Source organism: Gordonia sp. VNK1 (assembly GCF_040049135.1).
In the GTDB taxonomy this organism is placed as follows: domain Bacteria; phylum Actinomycetota; class Actinomycetes; order Mycobacteriales; family Mycobacteriaceae; genus Gordonia; species Gordonia oleivorans.
The window spans coordinates 57,850-74,552 of record NZ_JBDZDJ010000023.1 but is presented as its reverse complement, the minus strand read 5'-3'; the positions used below and the strand labels follow the sequence as shown (position 1 = coordinate 74,552).

Here is a 16,703-nt window from a genome sequence, read left to right as displayed (position 1 = left end):
GACGTGCGCGTGCGAGCAGGGGCCGCCTGCGCGGGCTGAATTCCGTTGCGTGGTAGCCGTACACTTGTGTCGGATTTCCTCGACGAAAGAGTCACATCATGCAGGGTGCCCTCACCCCCGAGGCCGAGCAATCGGTCAACGAGATCGCCGGACGCTACGGCATCTCCCACGACGCCGTATTGGCGATGCTGTACGCCGTCAACAGCGGTGGCGGCACGATGGCGCAGTTCTCGATCCCCGAACTCGGCGGATCCGGACAGTGGATGCGCGGCGGTATGACCATGGTGGGCAACATGTTCGACAACGCCCTGAAGGCGCGCGTCGATTCGCTCTGCAATGAGCTGTCGCAGCTCCTGGCGACCACGATCGTGTTCCCGCCGCCCCCGGCGCACCCCGCCGGCGGAAGCGCGAACTACGGCTTCGGTACGGCCAACAACTGGTGGCCCACCGAGCTCGGCGTGCCGAGTTCCACCGGTGGGCAGAACGACTCTCGGTATGCGGTGTTCCCCGGAACCCGGCGACTGGCCATCCAGCAGAACGGGGTCACGCGCGTTTTCGACACCGGCGACCACCAGATCGGCGGCGTGCAACAGCAGCAGGGCGGTTACCCCGGCACCGTGAGCTTCACCAGCCAGTTCGGCACCTTCGATGTGTCGAGCCTGACCGAACTCACCGATCGGCAGGTCGACGCCACGCCGGTGGCCGCACCGGCCCCAGACCCCGGATCGGTGTCCCAGCCCGGATTCGCGTCCCAACCCGGATTCGCGTCCCAACCCGGATTCGTGTCCCAGCCGGGATTCGTGTCCCAACCCGAACCCGCGCCGCAGTTCGATCAGGCACCGGTAACGCCGACGTCGCATCAGGCGCCGTCCTCGGGTTCCGACGACATCTTCGCGGCCATCGAGCAGCTGGCCGGTCTGCATCAGCGCGGCATCCTCAGCGACGAGGAGTTCGCCACCAAGAAGGCCGAGTTGCTGGGCCGGCTGTAGGCTGGATCGGTCACATGGCCATCGTCAACCGTGGATTCGTCGGGCGGCGCGATCGCACCGCCCGACGGCTCCCGCCCGGGCAGTATTCGACGGTCGACTTCCCGGTCCTGTCCGCCGAACCCACCCCGTCGCTACCGCTCGAGTCGTGGAAGCTGACGATCCAGTCGTCGGATCATCGTGCGCACAGTCTGGACTGGGCCGCGTTCTCGGCATTGCCCCACGCAGACATCACCACCGACATCCACTGCGTCACCCGATGGTCGAAGTTCGACACCCGATGGCGGGGCGTGTCTTTCGATACCCTGCTGGCGCTGTTGCCATGGCAGCCGGACGATTTCGTGATGGCGCACTGCTACGGCGGCTACACCACAAACGTCCCACTCGCCGACCTCGTCGACGGAAAGGGCTGGCTGGCCGACACCTTCGACGGTGAGCCACTGGCAGCCGAGCACGGCGGCCCGGTGCGGTTGCTGGTCCCGCACCTGTACTTCTGGAAGAGCGCCAAATGGGTTCGGCGCCTACGGTTTATGCCGCGTGACACCCCCGGCTTCTGGGAGGAGCGCGGCTACCACATCTACGGTGACCCGTGGAAAGAGGAGCGCTACTCGTGAGTGACGGCTGGCAGGTCACCACCGTGATCTCCACGATCCGGCAGAGTCCGTCATCGGTGTCGCTGCGACTGGCGCTGGGGGAGCCGTTCACCGCAATTGCCGGCCAGCACATCGACATTCGGCTCACCGCCGAGGACGGCTACACCACCGCACGGGCATACTCGCTGTCGGATACCCGGGAACGCGCCACCACCGAGGTCACCGTCGAACGTGCCGACGACGGCGAGGTGTCGCCATATCTGGTCGACGTCGTCGAGGCCGGTGATCCGCTGGAGATCAGCGGACCGCACGGCGGTTGGTTCACCTGGGAGCCGAGCAGTCCGCGGTCGGTGCAACTGATCGGCGGGGGTTCCGGCATCGTTCCGTTGATGTCGATGATCCGTGCCCGCGAGGCGTCGGCGCCACAGGTTCGGTTCAACCTCGTGTACTCCCTGCGGTCGCCGGACCGAACGCTCTTCACCGATGACCTGCGCCAGCTCGCCGACCATCATCGGCTGTCGCTCAATCTCTTTCACACCCGAGTCGCACCCGCAGGCGAGTCACGGCCACCAGGGCGACTCACGTCCACCGAGCTCGCCGACGCCACGATCGCTCCCGACCGACGACCCGACGTCTACATCTGCGGACCGAACGGCTTCGTCGAGAACTGTGCCCAATGGATGATCGAGGCCGGGCACGACCGCGCGCTGATCCGGACGGAACGGTTCGGGTAGGAATCCCGGTTGTGTCCCAGCATCACCGCAGCGGGCATCGACCAGATATCGAGGCTCGTTGAGCTGACGCCGGCGCGGGATCACCACCGAAATGCTTTACCCCCGCAACGGATGTCGTCGATAGAACTCCAGATGTGCCGCAGCCGCGCGCTCCCAGGTCAGCGACCGGGCCAGGGCTCGTCCACGCTCGCGGCGACCACCGTCCTCACCCGCGGCAGCCAATGCGGTGGCCAGCGACGAGATGTCGGTCGCATAGGACACGCTGTTGCCGAACACTTCTCGCAGTATCGGCAGATCACGCGCGACGACGGGCCGACCGGCCGCGAGAGCCTCCATCGCCGCCAGACCGAAGCCCTCCTTCGTCGACGGGAAGGCGAACACCTCGCAGGCGGCCACCAGGGACGGCAGGTCGGGATCGGCGACATTGCCGAGCACCACCGGATGCACACCCAAAGTCTCTTGGAGACTGTCGAACTCGGCACGATAGCCGCGATAGTCGAAGAGTGTCTCGCCACCGGCGAAGACGAGTCCGAGGTCGGGGTCGTCGCGTCGTAGCCGTGCCCACGCCGCCAATAGGTCGATGCTGCCCTTGCGGGGCTCGATGCCGCCGACGGCCAGCACATACCGACCGAGTCGAGATCGCCACTCTCCGCGGGCCGCGACAGCGGTCGATGTATCCGCCGAAGCCGCAGCAAAACGTTCGTAGGCAACACCATTGGGGATGACGTTCGGTGTCAGACCCCAACCGGCATGCACCTCGTCGGCCACCGCCTGCGACACGCAGATGCGTGCGTAGGGGGTGACGACGGCCTTCTCGTGGCATTCGACGAGGATGGGCGTGGTGAACTGGTCGAGGTGATGGATGGTGCGGATGCAACGTCCGACGGCGTTGGCACTGATGCAGTCCTGCGCGTGGACGATGTCGTACTCGTCGGGGCGGAAACCGTTGCGAAGAGTGTCGATGGAGCGCAGAATGCGGTCGGTGACCGTCTCGTCGGCGCGGTCGGGAAACGGCAGAAGTATTTGCTGCACAGCAGGATCGACGTCACGGAAGAATCCCTCGTCGCCACCACGGGCCAGGCTCCACACCGTCACCTCGGCGCCCTGCGCCGCCAACGCCTCGGCCAGGTTCAGTGTGTGCACGACACCGCCGCGCGGCTTCGTCGAATAGGTCAGCAGTGCGACCCGCATATGGTTCACCTCTCCCGCACCGGATCGGTGGCGTAGATGTCGGGACGCAGTTCGGTGAGATGGTTGAGAACCCTTCGGGCGCGGCCGATCTCGGCGTCGATGTCGACCTCCACCTTGGCCAGGCCGCCCTTGGATCGGGTGGTGGCCAGCACGTCGCCGCCCGGCCCGACCACCTTGGCCTGACCGAGGAACTGCAACGACCCGGTGATGCCGGTGAGGTTGGACGACACCATGAACACCTGATTCTCCGCGGCGCGGGCGCAGTCATACAGGTCGAACAGCCGGGACTGCCGGTCGGCGGGTAATCGGGTGGCGCGGTCGGTGACACTGGCCGGCCACGCCGACAGCGCCGCGATCACCCGGGCGCCGTGCAGGGCGAGGGTACGCGCCGATTCGGGGAAGGTCTTGTCGTAGTCGATGAGCATACCGATCCGTCCCACCGGGGTGTCGAAGGTGCGGAACGAATCGCCCGCCGCGTACGCCTCCGATTCGCCGGCCGGTTGGTGGACCTTGCGATGTGACCCGAGGATGCCGTCGCCGTTGACGCAGATCGCCGCGTTGTAGTGGACGTCGCCGGCGGCCTCGGTGTATCCGATGCACACCGTCATCGGGCCCGCCGCCGCGATGATCGCCGCCACCTCGGGCCCGGCCGGGTCGATGGCGGGCGGCAAATCCTCGGGGTCGGGATGTCGCAGGTCACCGATGTATCCGCCGAGCGCGGCGTCGGGAAACACCAGAAGGTCGACGCCGTCGCGGGCGGCGGCCTCGATGATCCTGACGGCCTTGTCCACTCCGCGCGTGAGGTCGCGGCCGAAGTGCCCGGCCAGCGCGCCCAGGGTGACCGTGCTCATGTCAGCGAACTCTACTGAGGAACGCGCCGCGGTTGGCGCGGGCGGGCACGGTGATCACGCCACCCCCAGTCCGGTGACCGTCGACGCGACGGCGGTGGTCACCTCACCGTCGGGCCAGCGCAGCCGAACCCCGGGTGCGGCGGTGAGACGACCACAGGATGCGGTCACCGCCGGACCACCCGCGTCGGCGGCCGGTTGGCGATCGGCGATCAGCATGGCGAATCCGGGGAAACACGTGAGCCAGTCACCCATCGTCGCCGCGTCGGGTCGGGGAATCGCGGTGACGTCGAGCTCGGCTCCGGTCCCCGACGCCTCGGCCAGCATGCCGAGGGTGCCCGCGAGCCCGGCCATGCTGACGTCCTTGGCGGCGGCCGGACGTAGTCGCTGTACCAGTGCGGCCAGCTCGCCGAGTTCGGTGGCGCTGCGCGAACTGGTGCTGTCCCACTGTCTGCCGTGATACCCCGGTCGCCACGAGCCGCCGACATCGGCCGCCACGGACACGACGTCGCCGACGCGCCCGCCGCCTGCCGCGATCGGCTCGGTGGTGCGACCGAGCGCGGTCACCGACAGCGATGCGGGAACGCCGACCTGCGTGTGGCCACCCACCACCGGGGTGCGCCAGGCCTGCGCCGCCCCCGCGATACCTCCGACGATGCGGCGCAGGTGTGCGGTGGTGGGTGCGCCGACCGCATCGAGAAGGGCTGTCGGTGTGGCCCCCATCGCCGACAGGTCGTTGGTGTTGACCAGAACCGAGCACCACCCCGCCCATTCCGGGTCGCGGTCCACCATGGCCGGAATGATCGCATCGCAGGCGGCGATCATGTCGGAACCGTCCAGGGGCACTCCGTCGTCACCGCGGAATCCGTCCGGACCGAGACCGCCGTCCTGGTGACGTAGCGGGGCCAGCACATCGGCGAGGAGGGATTTGGTGGAGTCCGCGGTCCGCTGAATCCGGTGCAGCGGCCACCGCATTCGACGGTGGGCACGTTCCCCGATGGTCTCCCCGGTCCCGGTGTCGTCCCACCCGAGGGAGGCGAACATCGTGGCGTACCTGGCCTGCACGGTGGCGTCGAAACGCAGGACGCCGGCCTGCTCGACGTGTGCGCAGGCGGCCCGCACCAGCGCCCGTCCGATCCCGCCGGCGTGCGCGGTGTGGGCGACCACCAATCGGCTGCCCGCCCACCAGCCGATGTCGGGCGAGTGCATCGGTGCCACACGCACTCCGCCGACGACGGTGTCACCGGCGACGGCCACGAGCACATCGGTGCGCGGGTCGTCGTCGACGTGATCGCGGTCGGAGCCGGCGAACAGTGCTTGGTGTACGACGAATTCCTGATGTCGCAGAGCGTGATACGCGGCCAGTGTGGTCGGGTCGTCGGCCACCCGGATCAGAAAGGCAGGCGCGGGTGCCGCGCGCCGGCCGGCGAGAATCGAGAGTTCCCGGGGTGCGGGACATGCGGCGGGGGCGGGTGTGGTGTGCGCGAGTGTGCCGGGCCGGGGCCGTCCGTCGAGCATGTCAGCCTCCCACGCTCGCCAGGATGCTGCAGGCGCCGCAGGCCGCACATCCGGCGCGTTGGTCGGTGCCGGCCATTCCGGTGAAGGCCAGGTGGGCGGCAACCTCCCGACTGATCTTCTCGACGATCGCCGGGTCGGGAGCCTGCGCCTTGTCCACGTCGACGGCGAGGGTCCCGGCGTGCGGACGGAACGGAACGATGAACGGATACACCCCCAAGTCGACGAGTTCCTTTGCACCGGAGATCATCTCGTCGGGGTCCTCGCCGAGTCCGACGAGGAGGTAGGTGGAGACCTGATTGCGCCCGAAGACACGTACCGCCTCGGCCCACGCCGCGCGGTACTCACTCAACGGGACCGACGATTTGCCGGGCATCCAGCGCCGGCGGACGGCGTCGTCGAGCGACTCGACGTGGATGCCGATGGCGTCTGCGCCGGCATCTCGCAGGTCGGTGATGGTTGAGAGGTCGGCGGGCGGTTCGCACTGCACCTGGATCGGCAGATCCGGTACGGCCCGCTTCACCGCCCGAACGCAGCGCGCCAGGTGTCTTGCGCCCCGGTCTTTTCCGGCGGAGGTGCCGGTGGTCATCACCATCTGGGTCACGCCGTCGAGTTCCACTGCTGCCCGTGCGACCTCGGCGAGTTGCTCGGGGCGTTTGACCGCCACCGTGGAACCGGATCGCAGGGATTCCTCGATGGAACAGAATCGGCAGCGCTGATCCTCGCCGTAGCGGATGCACGTCTGAACCACGGTGGTGGCCAGCACATTCCGGCCGTGGAGTCTGGCGATCTGTTCGTAGGCGATGCCGTCGTCGGTGCGCAGATCGTAGAACCTCGGGCGGCCGATCACTCCGATCTCGAAGCCGGTGTCGTCGCCGTCGCGCAGCACCCGGCTGCCGTCGAAGACGAAGGGACTGTCGGGGTTTCGGGGGATGGCCGCGTCCAGGCCATCGACGATGAGGTGGCCGTCGTCGCTGGGGCCGGCACCGCCGGTTCGATGGACCGGGGGTGTGCCCCGGATACCGAGGAGTGCGAGGTCGACCCGGGTGGATGCTGTCATGGTGTGCTCCGTTCGCTCGCGGGATGCGCTGGGGCGAGGTCGGTGCCGCGTCGTTGCGGATCGATCGGGTGTGGCTGGTGCGGGTGTGGGTGAGGCGGGTCGATCAGGACGCGATGCCGACCGGACTGGCGTGCGTACCGGGGTTGCCCCGGCGCAATGCGGTGGTGATGCTGTCGGCGACGTGGTGGGCGTCGCGGTCGATTCCGAGGAATCGGCCGGATCCCCAGGTGTGCATCCACGGTAGTCCGATGAAGCTGAGTCCGGGGACCGCGGTGATTCCGCGGGTCTGCATCGGGCGGCCGGCGCCGTCGAAGGCGCTGGCCTCGATCCAGCGATAGTCCGGCCGGTACCCGATGGCCCAGATGATGCTGGTGATCCCGGCCGCGGTGAGGTCCAGTGCGGTGGGACCGGCCTCGGGTGTCCACACCGGCTCGTACCGCGACGCCGGGGGAGCGTCGATCCCCTGGGTGTCGATGTAGCGGTCGATGTCGGAGCAGATGGAGTTGTACACCGCGTCGGCCCGGTCCAGCGATCCGGTCAAAGTCGGGGCGAAGGTGAGGTGATCGTCCTTGCCGCCGGTGAGCGCACCGTAGAGGCGCATTCCTTCGCGGGCGAACTGGCGCAGGTCGACGTCGCGGCCACCGTCCCGGCCGGTGACGTAGTGGTTGGTCTTCTCCTGCGCCGCCCGTCCGCCCGGATACTGTTGCGCCGGAATGTCATACACACCCATCTCGGCCAACCACGTCATGCAGTCCCGGCCGCGGTAGGTCCGCGCGACGCGGGGTGCGTTGCCGATGGCGAGGTGGACCTCGCGGCCGGCCAGATGCAGGTCCTCGGCGATCTGGGTGCCGGACTGGCCCGATCCGACGACCAGCACGCCGCCCTCGGGGAGTTGGTCGGGGTGGAAGTACTGTTCCGAATGAATCTGGGCAACAGCAGGATCGAGTGATGACGCGTAGGGCGGTAGCACCGGCAGCGGGTACCCGCCGGTGGCGATCACGACGTGATCGCAGGTGAGGATCTCGTCGCCGGCTCCGGCGTCGGCAACCTGCGAGTGAAGTGTCACCTGGAACCCGTGCGCGGTCGGCTGGTGGACGCGGGTGACCGTGGTGTGCTCGCGTACGGGAGGACTGAAGGTATCCAGCCACCTCGACAACCACGCGACGACCTCGTCGCGGGTCATGAATCCGTCGGGGTCCGCGCCGTCGTAGGTGTGTCCGGGCAGTCGGCAATGCCAGTTCGGGGTGACGAGAGTGAAATTGTCCCACCGCTTGTCGGCCCAGGCGTGCATGAGGGTGCCGGATTCGACGACGAGGTGGTCGATGTCGGCTCGTTGCAGGTACCAGCTGACCGACAGGCCGGCCTGGCCGCCGCCGACGATGACGACAGGGATGTGGTGGGTGGGATGAGCCGGTGTGCTCATGGTGACTCCGGGTGGTGGGAGGAGGAGCTGGAGGAAGTGGGTTGGGGCAGTGGCGGATACATGGTGATCACGGTGACGGTGGCATCGTCGTCGTAGCCGCCTGCGGTGGAGGTGATGTCGGCCGCGGAGGCGGCGGCCGACGTGCATGCGAATCCGTACTTGGCGCGGACGCGTTCGGCCGCCTCGCCGAGAGCGGTGGTGGCGCGATCACGCAGTTCGGTGACGGTGTAGTCCGCTCCCGAATCCAGGTGATCGTGCATGACCAGACTGGGTGAATAATATTCGCGCACAGCACCATCGGGCCAACGTACGGTGAAGGTCATCTCAGGCATGCGACAGACTCCGCCAGGCCGCCGCGCCGGTGGCGTCGACATCGGTCAACGTGCCGTAGACGTCGGGCCGTCGATCGCGGAGATGGAACATGCCTGCGCGCATGGTGCGGAAGGTGTCGGGGATGTCGACGTCGGCGATGGCCAGTCCGCTCCCGAGCAGGGTCGAGTCGAGGATGTTTCCCCCGGGGTCGACGATCTTGGCGTTGCCGACATAGCGAAGGGAGCCAAAGGTTTCCGCCTGATTAGACGCCACCCAGAACACCTGATTGTCCAGGGCGCGGGCGACATCGAAGAGGTTGAACCGGTAGGTCCAGCGATCCTCCTGCAGGTTCTCCGCGGTTGCCGTCCGCGCGGCCGGCCACGCCGACAGGCTGGCGATGACCTCGGCACCTTTGAGGGCCATGATCCGGGCGGCTTCGGGAAACGCCTTGTCGTAACAGATTTGGAGACCGACTCGGCCGATGGGTGTCTCGAAGACCCCGTAGTCGGTGCCCGACGAGTACGACATGTTCTCGCCCAGTGGCTGGTGCACCTTCCGGTAACTGCCGTAGATTCGGGTGCCGTCGAGGAGTGCGGCCGCGTTGTAACGGGTTTCGCCGTCGTCGGCGAGTTCGCAGAAACCGATGGCGATGAGCATGTCACCGATAATCGACTGTATCCGAGCGATTTCCGGGCCGTCGAGACGAATCGCCGGCGGCAGTGACCGCTGGGTGTTCTTGATGGTGTCACCGTGATTGCCGAGGCTCGACAGGTAGCCGCCGATGGCGGCCTCGGGGAAGACGAGGAAGTCGACGCCGTGCTCACGAGCCTGCGCCACATACTCGGCGATCGTCTGGAAGTTCTGCTCGAGGTCGCGGGTGAAGTTGGCCGCGACCGATCCGATGATGGTCATGGCATCCTCGTCAGACCATGTAGGTCGAGTTGATGATGGCGCCCTTGCGGGCGTAGTGGATGACCGCGTCCTGCACGTCGAGTGGGTGCGCGGGAATGACACCTTCGATGAGGTCTTCTTCGCGGCCGCCGTGCAATGCCAGGCCGAACCGGCAGCAGAAGACGGTGCCGCCCTCGGAGATGAACGTGGCGAGGGAGTCGTTGATGTTCTGCTCACCCGGGAATCCGGAGTCGCCGGTCTTCGGAAAGCCGCGTGTGGCAAGGCAATTGATGGCGCCGGGGCCGTAGAAGTAGATGGCGGATTCGAATCCCTTGCGCAGTGCGCGGGTGGCCTGCAGCACCGCCACGAATGACACCGACGACTCGTGCGCGATACCGTGGACGAGGGTGAAGTACGTCTCGCCGTCCTCGGCCTGGTAGTCGGGGAAGATCTTGGTGCCGCCGTAGATGTTCGACCCCTTGGGCAGCGAAGGATGGGGGATCTCGGCGAGCGACTTGGCGATGTTCTCGGTGATGGTGTCGTCGAGGGACATGGGACTCCTTGAGGGTGCGGAAAGCTCTGCAGGAAGTGAAGATTCAGATTCGGCGACATTGCCGGGGAGATTCCGGATCAGGTTCCGGGCGGGCCGTCGAACTCTCGGCCACGCATCAAGTAGACCGCCGGCGTATTTCGTGGTGGTTACAAACGGAACAACTGAACGGCCGATCTGTGTAACACGCCTCGTCGAGTTGGGCGTCCTTTTCGTCGAGTGTGCGCTCATTCCCGTCGAGTGTGCGCTCGTCCGCGTCGAGTGGGTGTCGTTCAGCGTCGAGTGGGTGCGGCGAGGGATGCCTCCGATGCGGGAGAGTGCGCACTGTCGGTGGCGGTCACGTGCCGTGCACTGGATCCAGAGATGGCGACGAGCCCCGAGGCCTCGTAAGAATCGGCTGGAGCCGATCAACCTGGGAGCGCTGTGAACGAGGAGGAGAGCGCTGTCAGTGGGCTGGAGAGCGCTGTCAGCGAGGAGGAGAGCGCTGTCAGTGGGCTGGCCGCGTCACCCCGGTCCATGCCGTCCCTCGACACGGGGAGCACACTGGTAGCAGTGGCCGACGATCGGAGAGTAGTGGCAGGGCTCGAACTGGACCCGGGGTTCGCGGCTTCGTTGCGCAAGATCGAGCGCAAGGTGCTGGCAGAGGTCCCGCTGCGTCCGCGCTCGGTCCGGGTGATCTGGACCACGATCGTGGTGCTTGCGGCGGCGACCGTCACCGCGTGGATCACCAGCGACGCCGACGGTGTCCGCACGATCCTCGGTGAGATCGCCATCGGACTCGGCGTGGCCGGCGCGCTGATGTCCACCGTCGCCGTGACGTTACGACGATTCGGCTGGTGCTGGGTGGCCTCGGCGATCAGTGCGATCGCGGTGCCGTTGTCGGTACTCGGCTACTGGTCGACGCAGACCGGACTCGGTGTGGCCTCCGTCGGATTCCTGGTCGCCGCGCTGGCCCACGCTGTCCTGGTGGGGAACTGGGTTCAGTGTGGACGACCGCCGCAGCCCGGGCCGGGAAAGTAGTCTTCCACGAACACAACATCGGCGAACACAACATCGGCGCGGAACCTGAGGGTTCCGCGCCGATGTGCGTGATGGCGGCGTGATGTGGCGCGCCTACACCGGGGCGCCGGCGACCGCGCGCGAGTGATCGATCTCGGCCGGGATGTTCTCCGCCGCAGCTTCGGCCTCGGGTAGTTCGGCGCCGGGACCGAAGTGGGCGAACTGCTCGATGTGCTGATCGAGTGACAGCGGGCTCGGGGTCCCGTAGGTGAAGTAGGTCTCCCACGGAAGTTTCGCGCCGCCGATGGCCAGACCGGTGTCGATCTCGGCCATGTTCCAGGTCTTGGTCTGCGCGTCGGGATCGAGGTGCAGATAGCCGGCCTCACCGAACAGCTCGATCCGGTTGCCGCCGGGTTCGAAGACGTAGAGGAACTGGCCCTGGGTGATGCCGTGCACGTCGGGACCGGCCTCGATCTGAATGTCGTAGTCGCGGAACATCTCCGCAGCATCGACATTGTGCTGGCCGGTGCCGTAATAGAAGGCGAGGTGGTGCAGCTTGCCCCGACCGCCCGTCATGTCGCGCATGCAGGCGACCTCGTGACCGAGCAGGTTGGAACTCATCCAGGCGCCGATTTCGACGTCACCGTCGACGACGCGCTCGGTGGTGCGGAAGCCGAGGTGACGTTCGAACTCGTTCTTCACCGCGGTCACATCCGATGCCATCAGGTTCAGGTGATCGATGCGCTTGACGGGGATGCCCTGCAGCGGCTTCTTCGACGGCCGGGACAGGATCTTGCTCTGCAGTTCCGCCGGCGCGACGTACTTCTCGGCCTCCCACAGCAGTGCGAAGTCGTGGCCGTCGGCGGTGTTGTATGACAGCGTCTTTCCGTAGCCGAATTCATCCTCGTGCCAGGAGGTTTCGACGTTTCCGTCCTGAAGGGACCTCGCGCGCCGCTCGAGCGCCTCGGGTGAGCTGGTGCGCATTGCCGCGTGGCCCATGCCCGGCTGTGCGGACTCGGTGATCTTCAGACTCCACTGGTAGGGGTCCTCATAGCCGCGCAGGTATACCGACTGCCCCTCGCGCTTGGTGACGTACATACCGAGGAACCGGGTGAAGAAATCTTCGGTCTCCTGAGGCTTGGGGCTGAGCAGCTCGCAGCGTGCCAGATGGGCAACGTCGAAACGGCCGGGATTTTCGGTCATCGGATCTCCTGTGGTGACTCATTGGCGAACCGCTTGGGCGGTGCCATCCATCTGCGGATGAGACGAGCATGGACCAACTCTGTGACCGCCATCACTGTTGTTCGGCAATGCCGAACAACGTCGCCGGGACGGGCTCGTCTGTCCGGGTACCCCGTGACCGGGCTCACGAGCAGGGACCAACTGCCTACCGTCGGTGCCAATGCGTCAGCGAACAAGGGAGAACACGATGAGTCGGTTGACCGCCGCGATAGTCGGGTCGGGCAACATCGGGACGGACCTGATGTACAAACTGCTCCGGTCCGAGCACGTCGATCCGGTGTACATGATCGGGATCGATCCGGACAGCGAGGGATTGCGCCGCGCCGATCAGAAAGGTCTCACGATCTCCGCCGGGGGAGTGGATTGGCTTCTGGCGCAATCGGATCTGCCCGATCTTGTCTTCGAGGCGACCTCGGCGAAGATCCACGCCGCGGCAGCCCCGCGGTATGCGAACGCCGGTATCACCGCCATCGACCTCACGCCGGCGTCGGTGGGTCCGTATGTGGTTCCGGCCGTCAATCTCGACGAACACCTCAGCGCCCCCAATGTGAACATGGTCAGTTGCGCCGGACAGGCCACCATCCCGATCCTGTACGCCATCAACGAGGTTGCCGACGCCGCCTACGGCGAGATCGTCGCCGCCATCGCGTCGGCGAGCGCCGGCCCCGGAACGCGGCAGAATCTCAGCGAGTTCAGCGAGAAGACCGGACGTGCCCTCGCGCAGGTCGCCGGGGCCGACAAGGCCAAGGCCATCTCCGTCATCAATCCGGCCGAACCGCCGATGAACATGCGGGACACCGTCTACGCGAAGGTGCGCAACCCCGACGCGACGGCCATCGAACGTGCCGTCATCGACATGGTGACCCGAGTGCAGGAGTACGTGCCGGGGTACACCCTCAAACTCGTCGACGTCGAAGGCGATCTCGTCACGGTGATGCTCGAAGTCGTTGGCGCAGGCGACTTCCTGCCCACCTACGCGGGCAACCTCGACATCATCACCGCCGCCGCCGTACGCGTCGCCGACGTGATGGCCCAGCAGAACCTCGTCGCAGGAGCAACACGATGACCGACCAGCCGACCACGAACCGCGAGATCACCCTCGTCGACACCACGCTTCGGGACGGAATGTCCAGCGTGTCACACCAATTCACGACCGAGAACGTCGCGGCGATCGCCGCCGGACTCGACCGCGCCGGAGTGCCGACCATCGAGGTCGCCCACGGCATCGGGCTGGGTGCCTCGTCGATCCAATACGGCTTCGCCGCCGCCACCGATCCCGAATACGTCCGCGCCGCCGTGGATACCGTCGAGAACGCCGACATCGCCGCGCTGTACGTCCCCGGAATCGCCACCCTCAACGAACTGCAGGGCGCCATCGGCGCGGGCATCTCCACCGTCCGGGTGGCCGTGCACTGCACCGAGGCCGACTGTGGTCAGCAACCGGTCGAGTGGGCAAAAGACAAGGGCCTCAGAGTCATGTGCTTCCTCATGATGAGCCACAAACTCGAGGCCGAGCCACTCGCCGAACAGGCGGCCAAGCTGGACTCCTACGGCGCCGACGTCGTCTACGTCGTCGACTCCGCCGGTGCGATGGTGCCGCAGCAGGCGGGCGAACGGGTCGCCGCACTACGGTCGGCAATCTCCGCCGACATCGGATTCCACGCCCACAATAACCTCGGCGTCGGAATTGCCAACGCGCTCACCGCAGCCGAGAACGGCGCCACCTTCATCGACGGTTCGCTGCGCGGTCTCGGCGCGAGCGCCGGCAACGCCCAGACCGAGGTTCTCGCGGCCGCCTTCGAACGCGCCGGATGGGACACCGGAGTGGATCTCTTCCCGCTCATCGACACCGCCGAGCACGTGGTCGCGCCACTGATGAAGGAACCGCAGATCGTCGACGAGACGGCGTTGGTCCTCGGCTACGCCGGTGTGTACTCGACCTTCTTCCACCCGACCAAACGCGCCGCCAAGAAGTTCGGTGTCAGTACCCGCGACATCCTGCTCGAACTCGGCCGCCGGGGTGTGATCGGCGGCCAGGAGGACATGATCATCGACGTGGCCTCCGAACTGGCCGGCCGCACCTACGAGACCCCGGAGGTGGCGGCGGTATGACCACCACATCAACACCCGTCGAGATCCGTCACCTGATCGGTGACGAATGGCATGGTGCCTCGGACGGAACAACTTTCGAATCCCGAGATCCGCACGACGGCACACTGCTGGCGAATGTGGCCCGCGGAACCGCCGACGACGGCGCAGCCGCCATCACCGCGGCTCGCACCGCCTTCGACACCGGACCGTGGCCGCAGATGTCACCCAAGGAACGCGCCACCATCCTGCGCGCCGTCGCCGACGCCGTCGACGAGCATCGAGAAGAACTGGCGCAGCTGGAAACCCGCGACGGAGGCAAGACGATCTCGCAGTCGCTCCACGCGGAGATCCCGCGGGTCGCCCACAATCTGCGGTTCTTCGCCGACTACGTGTCGATGGCCGCCAACGAGGCCTACCCCGACGGCGACCTGCTGTCCTACGTGCTCTACCCGCCGGCCGGAGTCGTCTCGGCGATCAGCCCGTGGAATGCGCCGCTGATGCTGGCCACCTGGAAGATCGCACCGGCGCTGGCCTTCGGGAACACCGTGGTGCTCAAACCGGCACCACAAACCCCGTTGACCGCCAACCGGTTCGCCGAGATCGCACTGGAGGCGGGCCTGCCGGCGGGCGTGCTCAATGTCGTGCACGGTTTCGGCGGCGAGGCCGTTGCCGGACCGCTGACGTCGGACCCGCGGGTGGATCGCATCACCTTCACCGGGTCGAGCGCCACCGGCGTCCACATCCTGCAGGCGGCAGCGCTCAATCACACGCCGGTGTCGGCGGAGATGGGTGGCAAGTCGGCCAACATCGTCTTCGACGACGCCGATCTCGATGTGGCGGTGCCGATGTCGATTCGTGCGATCTTCGGGGGCAACGGTCAGGTGTGCCTGTCGGGTTCACGACTACTGGTGCAGAACTCGATCCGCGAAGCCTTCATCGAGCGTTTCGCCGAAGAGGCCGCCAAGCTCACCGTCGGCGATCCCAAGGATTCCGGTACGTTCATGGGCCCGCTGATCGAACAACGTCACCTCGACAAGGTCGCCGGGTACGTCGAACTCGCTCAGGAGGAGGGCGGGAAGGTCATCACGGGAGGCGAGCGGCTCACCGGTGTCGCGCATGCCAAGGGGTTCTATTACGCGCCGACGGTGATCACCGGGCTCACCAACGAGTCCCGCACCGCTCGCGAGGAGATCTTCGGCCCGGTGGAGACGGTGATCGGCTTCGACACAGAGGACGAGGCGCTGCGGATCGCCAACGACTCCCCGTACGGCCTGGCCGGAATGCTGTTCACGCAGAACCTCGATCGTGCCCATCGGATGGCGGCGCGATGGAAGGCCGGGACGGTCTGGATCAACACCTTCTTCGAGAGGGATCTGCGCCTGCCGTTCGGCGGGGAGGGCATCAGCGGACTCGGCCGCGAAGGCGGTCAGTACTCACGCGAGTTCTTCACCGAGCCCCGCGCGGTGACCATCCGGCTACGGAAGTGAGTGCGGTACAACATGTCTGAGCTCGACGCGGCAGAGGCCTGTGTGGTGGTCGGCGCCACGGGCGCGATGGGGTCGGTCATCGTCGAGCGACTCGTCGGGCGCGGCCATCGGGTGGTGGCCGTGGCCCGTTCGCAGGAGCAGCTCGACAAACTCGCGACGACGAGCTCGCTGATCGTGCCATGCCGCACGGATATCGCCGATGACGCTGCGGTCGAGGACATTCGGGCAGCGCTCGACGCGCCCGTCCGGATGGCGATCTTCGCGGCCGGTCTGCCGGTCAAGGGTTCGGTGGACACCATCACGCCGTCGGCGTTGGCCACCGCCGCCAACGTCAAGGTGGCCGGGCCGGTGCGGCTGCTGCACGCGGTGCGGGATCACTTCGTGCCGGGATCCCGGTTCGTGGCGATCGCCGGATCGCTCGGCATCGAACCCGGGCCGCTCGATGCCGGGCCGGGCACCGCGAATGCCGCACTGCTGAACCTGATGCGGCAGATCAGTGCGCTTTACGGGCCGAAGGGAATCACCACGCACACCGTCGCGCCAGGGCCCGTCGACACGCCCCGGTTGCGGGCGATCATCGAGACCGAGTCGCAGCAGACCGGGCAGGCGGTCGAGGAGATCTGGGCGCGCTACCGCGCCAAGACCACGCTGGGCCGCCTACCCACCCTCGACGAGATCGCCTGGGTGGTGGAGATGCTCCTGGCACCGGAGGCCGACGTCCTGCACGGCGCCGTCCTCACCGCCGACGGCGGCGTGCGCCACGGACTTCTCTAGAGGGGAA

General features: G+C 66.9%; 17 protein-coding genes. 8 read left to right on the top strand and 9 right to left on the bottom strand.

The features are described from left to right. Window positions 1–98 precede the first annotated feature (98 nt). From ABLE94_RS21970 to ABLE94_RS21960, 3 genes are read left to right on the top strand one after another with little or no spacing between them, the layout of a single operon-like run. Entirely contained in the window at window positions 99–989 is an 891-nt protein-coding gene (locus tag ABLE94_RS21970) for an SHOCT domain-containing protein (RefSeq protein WP_348809858.1), read from the top strand. Window positions 990–1,003: 14 nt separating this feature from the next. Continuing rightward, on the top strand, window positions 1,004–1,600 hold the full coding sequence (locus ABLE94_RS21965; RefSeq protein WP_348806043.1) for a sulfite oxidase-like oxidoreductase: 597 nt from the start codon (window positions 1,004–1,006) through the stop codon (window positions 1,598–1,600). Then, window positions 1,597–2,313, top strand: a complete 717-nt coding sequence (locus ABLE94_RS21960) for an FAD-binding oxidoreductase (RefSeq protein WP_348806042.1) — start codon at window positions 1,597–1,599, stop codon at window positions 2,311–2,313. The genes ABLE94_RS21965 and ABLE94_RS21960 overlap by 4 nt, the downstream gene beginning before the upstream one ends. Window positions 2,314–2,409: 96 nt before the next feature. On the opposite strand, the gene ABLE94_RS21955 is transcribed toward ABLE94_RS21960, so the two are convergent. The 8 genes from ABLE94_RS21955 to ABLE94_RS21920 form a co-directional block, all read right to left on the bottom strand. Beyond that, window positions 2,410–3,504 (bottom strand): MSMEG_0565 family glycosyltransferase, encoded by a 1,095-nt coding sequence (locus ABLE94_RS21955; protein ID WP_348809857.1) that lies wholly within the window; start codon window positions 3,502–3,504, stop codon window positions 2,410–2,412. Window positions 3,505–3,509: 5 nt separating this feature from the next. Further along, the gene (locus ABLE94_RS21950; protein WP_348809856.1) at window positions 3,510–4,355 is read right to left on the bottom strand and encodes a carbon-nitrogen hydrolase family protein; all 846 of its coding nucleotides are present in this window, start codon (window positions 4,353–4,355) and stop codon (window positions 3,510–3,512) included. Between the two features lie 54 nt (window positions 4,356–4,409). Beyond that, entirely contained in the window at window positions 4,410–5,870 is a 1,461-nt protein-coding gene (locus tag ABLE94_RS21945; protein WP_348809855.1) for an MSMEG_0567/sll0787 family protein, read from the bottom strand. Window position 5,871: 1 nt separating this feature from the next. Then, complete coding sequence (locus tag ABLE94_RS21940; protein WP_348809854.1) at window positions 5,872–6,927, bottom strand: MSMEG_0568 family radical SAM protein; 1,056 nt, start codon at window positions 6,925–6,927, stop codon at window positions 5,872–5,874. A 103-nt stretch (window positions 6,928–7,030) separates the two neighbouring features. Beyond that, window positions 7,031–8,350 (bottom strand): MSMEG_0569 family flavin-dependent oxidoreductase, encoded by a 1,320-nt coding sequence (locus tag ABLE94_RS21935; RefSeq protein ID WP_348809853.1) that lies wholly within the window; start codon window positions 8,348–8,350, stop codon window positions 7,031–7,033. Further along, window positions 8,347–8,682, bottom strand: coding sequence for an MSMEG_0570 family nitrogen starvation response protein (locus tag ABLE94_RS21930; RefSeq protein WP_348809852.1), 336 nt, complete (start codon window positions 8,680–8,682; stop codon window positions 8,347–8,349). The genes ABLE94_RS21935 and ABLE94_RS21930 overlap by 4 nt, the downstream gene beginning before the upstream one ends. Further along, window positions 8,675–9,574, bottom strand: a complete 900-nt coding sequence (locus ABLE94_RS21925; protein ID WP_348809851.1) for a carbon-nitrogen hydrolase family protein — start codon at window positions 9,572–9,574, stop codon at window positions 8,675–8,677. The genes ABLE94_RS21930 and ABLE94_RS21925 overlap by 8 nt, the downstream gene beginning before the upstream one ends. A gap of 10 nt (window positions 9,575–9,584) precedes the next feature. Next, window positions 9,585–10,106, bottom strand: a complete 522-nt coding sequence (locus ABLE94_RS21920) for an MSMEG_0572/Sll0783 family nitrogen starvation response protein (RefSeq protein ID WP_348806035.1) — start codon at window positions 10,104–10,106, stop codon at window positions 9,585–9,587. Window positions 10,107–10,655: 549 nt separating this feature from the next. On the opposite strand from ABLE94_RS21920, the gene ABLE94_RS21915 reads away from it, so the two are divergent. Next, entirely contained in the window at window positions 10,656–11,123 is a 468-nt protein-coding gene (locus tag ABLE94_RS21915; protein WP_348809850.1) for a hypothetical protein, read from the top strand. Window positions 11,124–11,216: 93 nt separating this feature from the next. Here ABLE94_RS21915 and ABLE94_RS21910 read toward each other — a convergent pair whose 3' ends face one another. Next, window positions 11,217–12,305 (bottom strand): VOC family protein, encoded by a 1,089-nt coding sequence (locus ABLE94_RS21910; RefSeq protein WP_348809849.1) that lies wholly within the window; start codon window positions 12,303–12,305, stop codon window positions 11,217–11,219. A gap of 226 nt (window positions 12,306–12,531) precedes the next feature. Here ABLE94_RS21910 and ABLE94_RS21905 point away from each other — a divergent pair, with 226 nt between their 5' ends. Genes ABLE94_RS21905 through ABLE94_RS21890 form a run of 4 tightly spaced genes read left to right on the top strand, consistent with a single transcriptional unit; the run spans window position 12,532 to window position 16,696 of the window. After that, entirely contained in the window at window positions 12,532–13,410 is an 879-nt protein-coding gene (locus tag ABLE94_RS21905) for an acetaldehyde dehydrogenase (acetylating) (protein ID WP_348806032.1), read from the top strand. Continuing rightward, complete coding sequence (dmpG, locus tag ABLE94_RS21900; protein WP_348809848.1) at window positions 13,407–14,456, top strand: 4-hydroxy-2-oxovalerate aldolase; 1,050 nt, start codon at window positions 13,407–13,409, stop codon at window positions 14,454–14,456. Before ABLE94_RS21905 ends, dmpG begins: the two co-directional genes overlap by 4 nt. After that, window positions 14,453–15,922 carry an aldehyde dehydrogenase gene (locus ABLE94_RS21895; protein ID WP_348809847.1) on the top strand — a complete coding sequence of 490 codons (1,470 nt, stop codon included), beginning with the start codon at window positions 14,453–14,455 and terminating at the stop codon, window positions 15,920–15,922. Before dmpG ends, ABLE94_RS21895 begins: the two co-directional genes overlap by 4 nt. A gap of 12 nt (window positions 15,923–15,934) precedes the next feature. Continuing rightward, window positions 15,935–16,696, top strand: a complete 762-nt coding sequence (locus tag ABLE94_RS21890) for an SDR family NAD(P)-dependent oxidoreductase (RefSeq protein WP_348809846.1) — start codon at window positions 15,935–15,937, stop codon at window positions 16,694–16,696. The last annotated feature ends 7 nt before the right edge of the window (window positions 16,697–16,703 follow it).

Bases quoted from the DNA above. Each gene is read 5' to 3' on its own strand.
- ABLE94_RS21930 (WP_348809852.1), bottom strand. From the start codon at position 8,682: ATGCCTGAGATGACCTTCACCGTACGTTGGCCCGATGGTGCTGTGCGC.
- ABLE94_RS21890 (WP_348809846.1), top strand. From the start codon at position 15,935: ATGTCTGAGCTCGACGCGGCAGAGGCCTGTGTGGTGGTCGGCGCCACG.
- ABLE94_RS21895 (WP_348809847.1), top strand. From the start codon at position 14,453: ATGACCACCACATCAACACCCGTCGAGATCCGTCACCTGATCGGTGAC.
- ABLE94_RS21945 (WP_348809855.1), bottom strand. From the start codon at position 5,870: ATGCTCGACGGACGGCCCCGGCCCGGCACACTCGCGCACACCACACCC.
- ABLE94_RS21905 (WP_348806032.1), top strand. From the start codon at position 12,532: ATGAGTCGGTTGACCGCCGCGATAGTCGGGTCGGGCAACATCGGGACG.
- ABLE94_RS21950 (WP_348809856.1), bottom strand. From the start codon at position 4,355: ATGAGCACGGTCACCCTGGGCGCGCTGGCCGGGCACTTCGGCCGCGAC.
- ABLE94_RS21935 (WP_348809853.1), bottom strand. From the start codon at position 8,350: ATGAGCACACCGGCTCATCCCACCCACCACATCCCTGTCGTCATCGTC.
- ABLE94_RS21920 (WP_348806035.1), bottom strand. From the start codon at position 10,106: ATGTCCCTCGACGACACCATCACCGAGAACATCGCCAAGTCGCTCGCC.
- ABLE94_RS21925 (WP_348809851.1), bottom strand. From the start codon at position 9,574: ATGACCATCATCGGATCGGTCGCGGCCAACTTCACCCGCGACCTCGAG.
- ABLE94_RS21965 (WP_348806043.1), top strand. From the start codon at position 1,004: ATGGCCATCGTCAACCGTGGATTCGTCGGGCGGCGCGATCGCACCGCC.
- ABLE94_RS21940 (WP_348809854.1), bottom strand. From the start codon at position 6,927: ATGACAGCATCCACCCGGGTCGACCTCGCACTCCTCGGTATCCGGGGC.
- ABLE94_RS21910 (WP_348809849.1), bottom strand. From the start codon at position 12,305: ATGACCGAAAATCCCGGCCGTTTCGACGTTGCCCATCTGGCACGCTGC.
- ABLE94_RS21955 (WP_348809857.1), bottom strand. From the start codon at position 3,504: ATGCGGGTCGCACTGCTGACCTATTCGACGAAGCCGCGCGGCGGTGTC.
- dmpG (WP_348809848.1), top strand. From the start codon at position 13,407: ATGACCGACCAGCCGACCACGAACCGCGAGATCACCCTCGTCGACACC.
- ABLE94_RS21970 (WP_348809858.1), top strand. From the start codon at position 99: ATGCAGGGTGCCCTCACCCCCGAGGCCGAGCAATCGGTCAACGAGATC.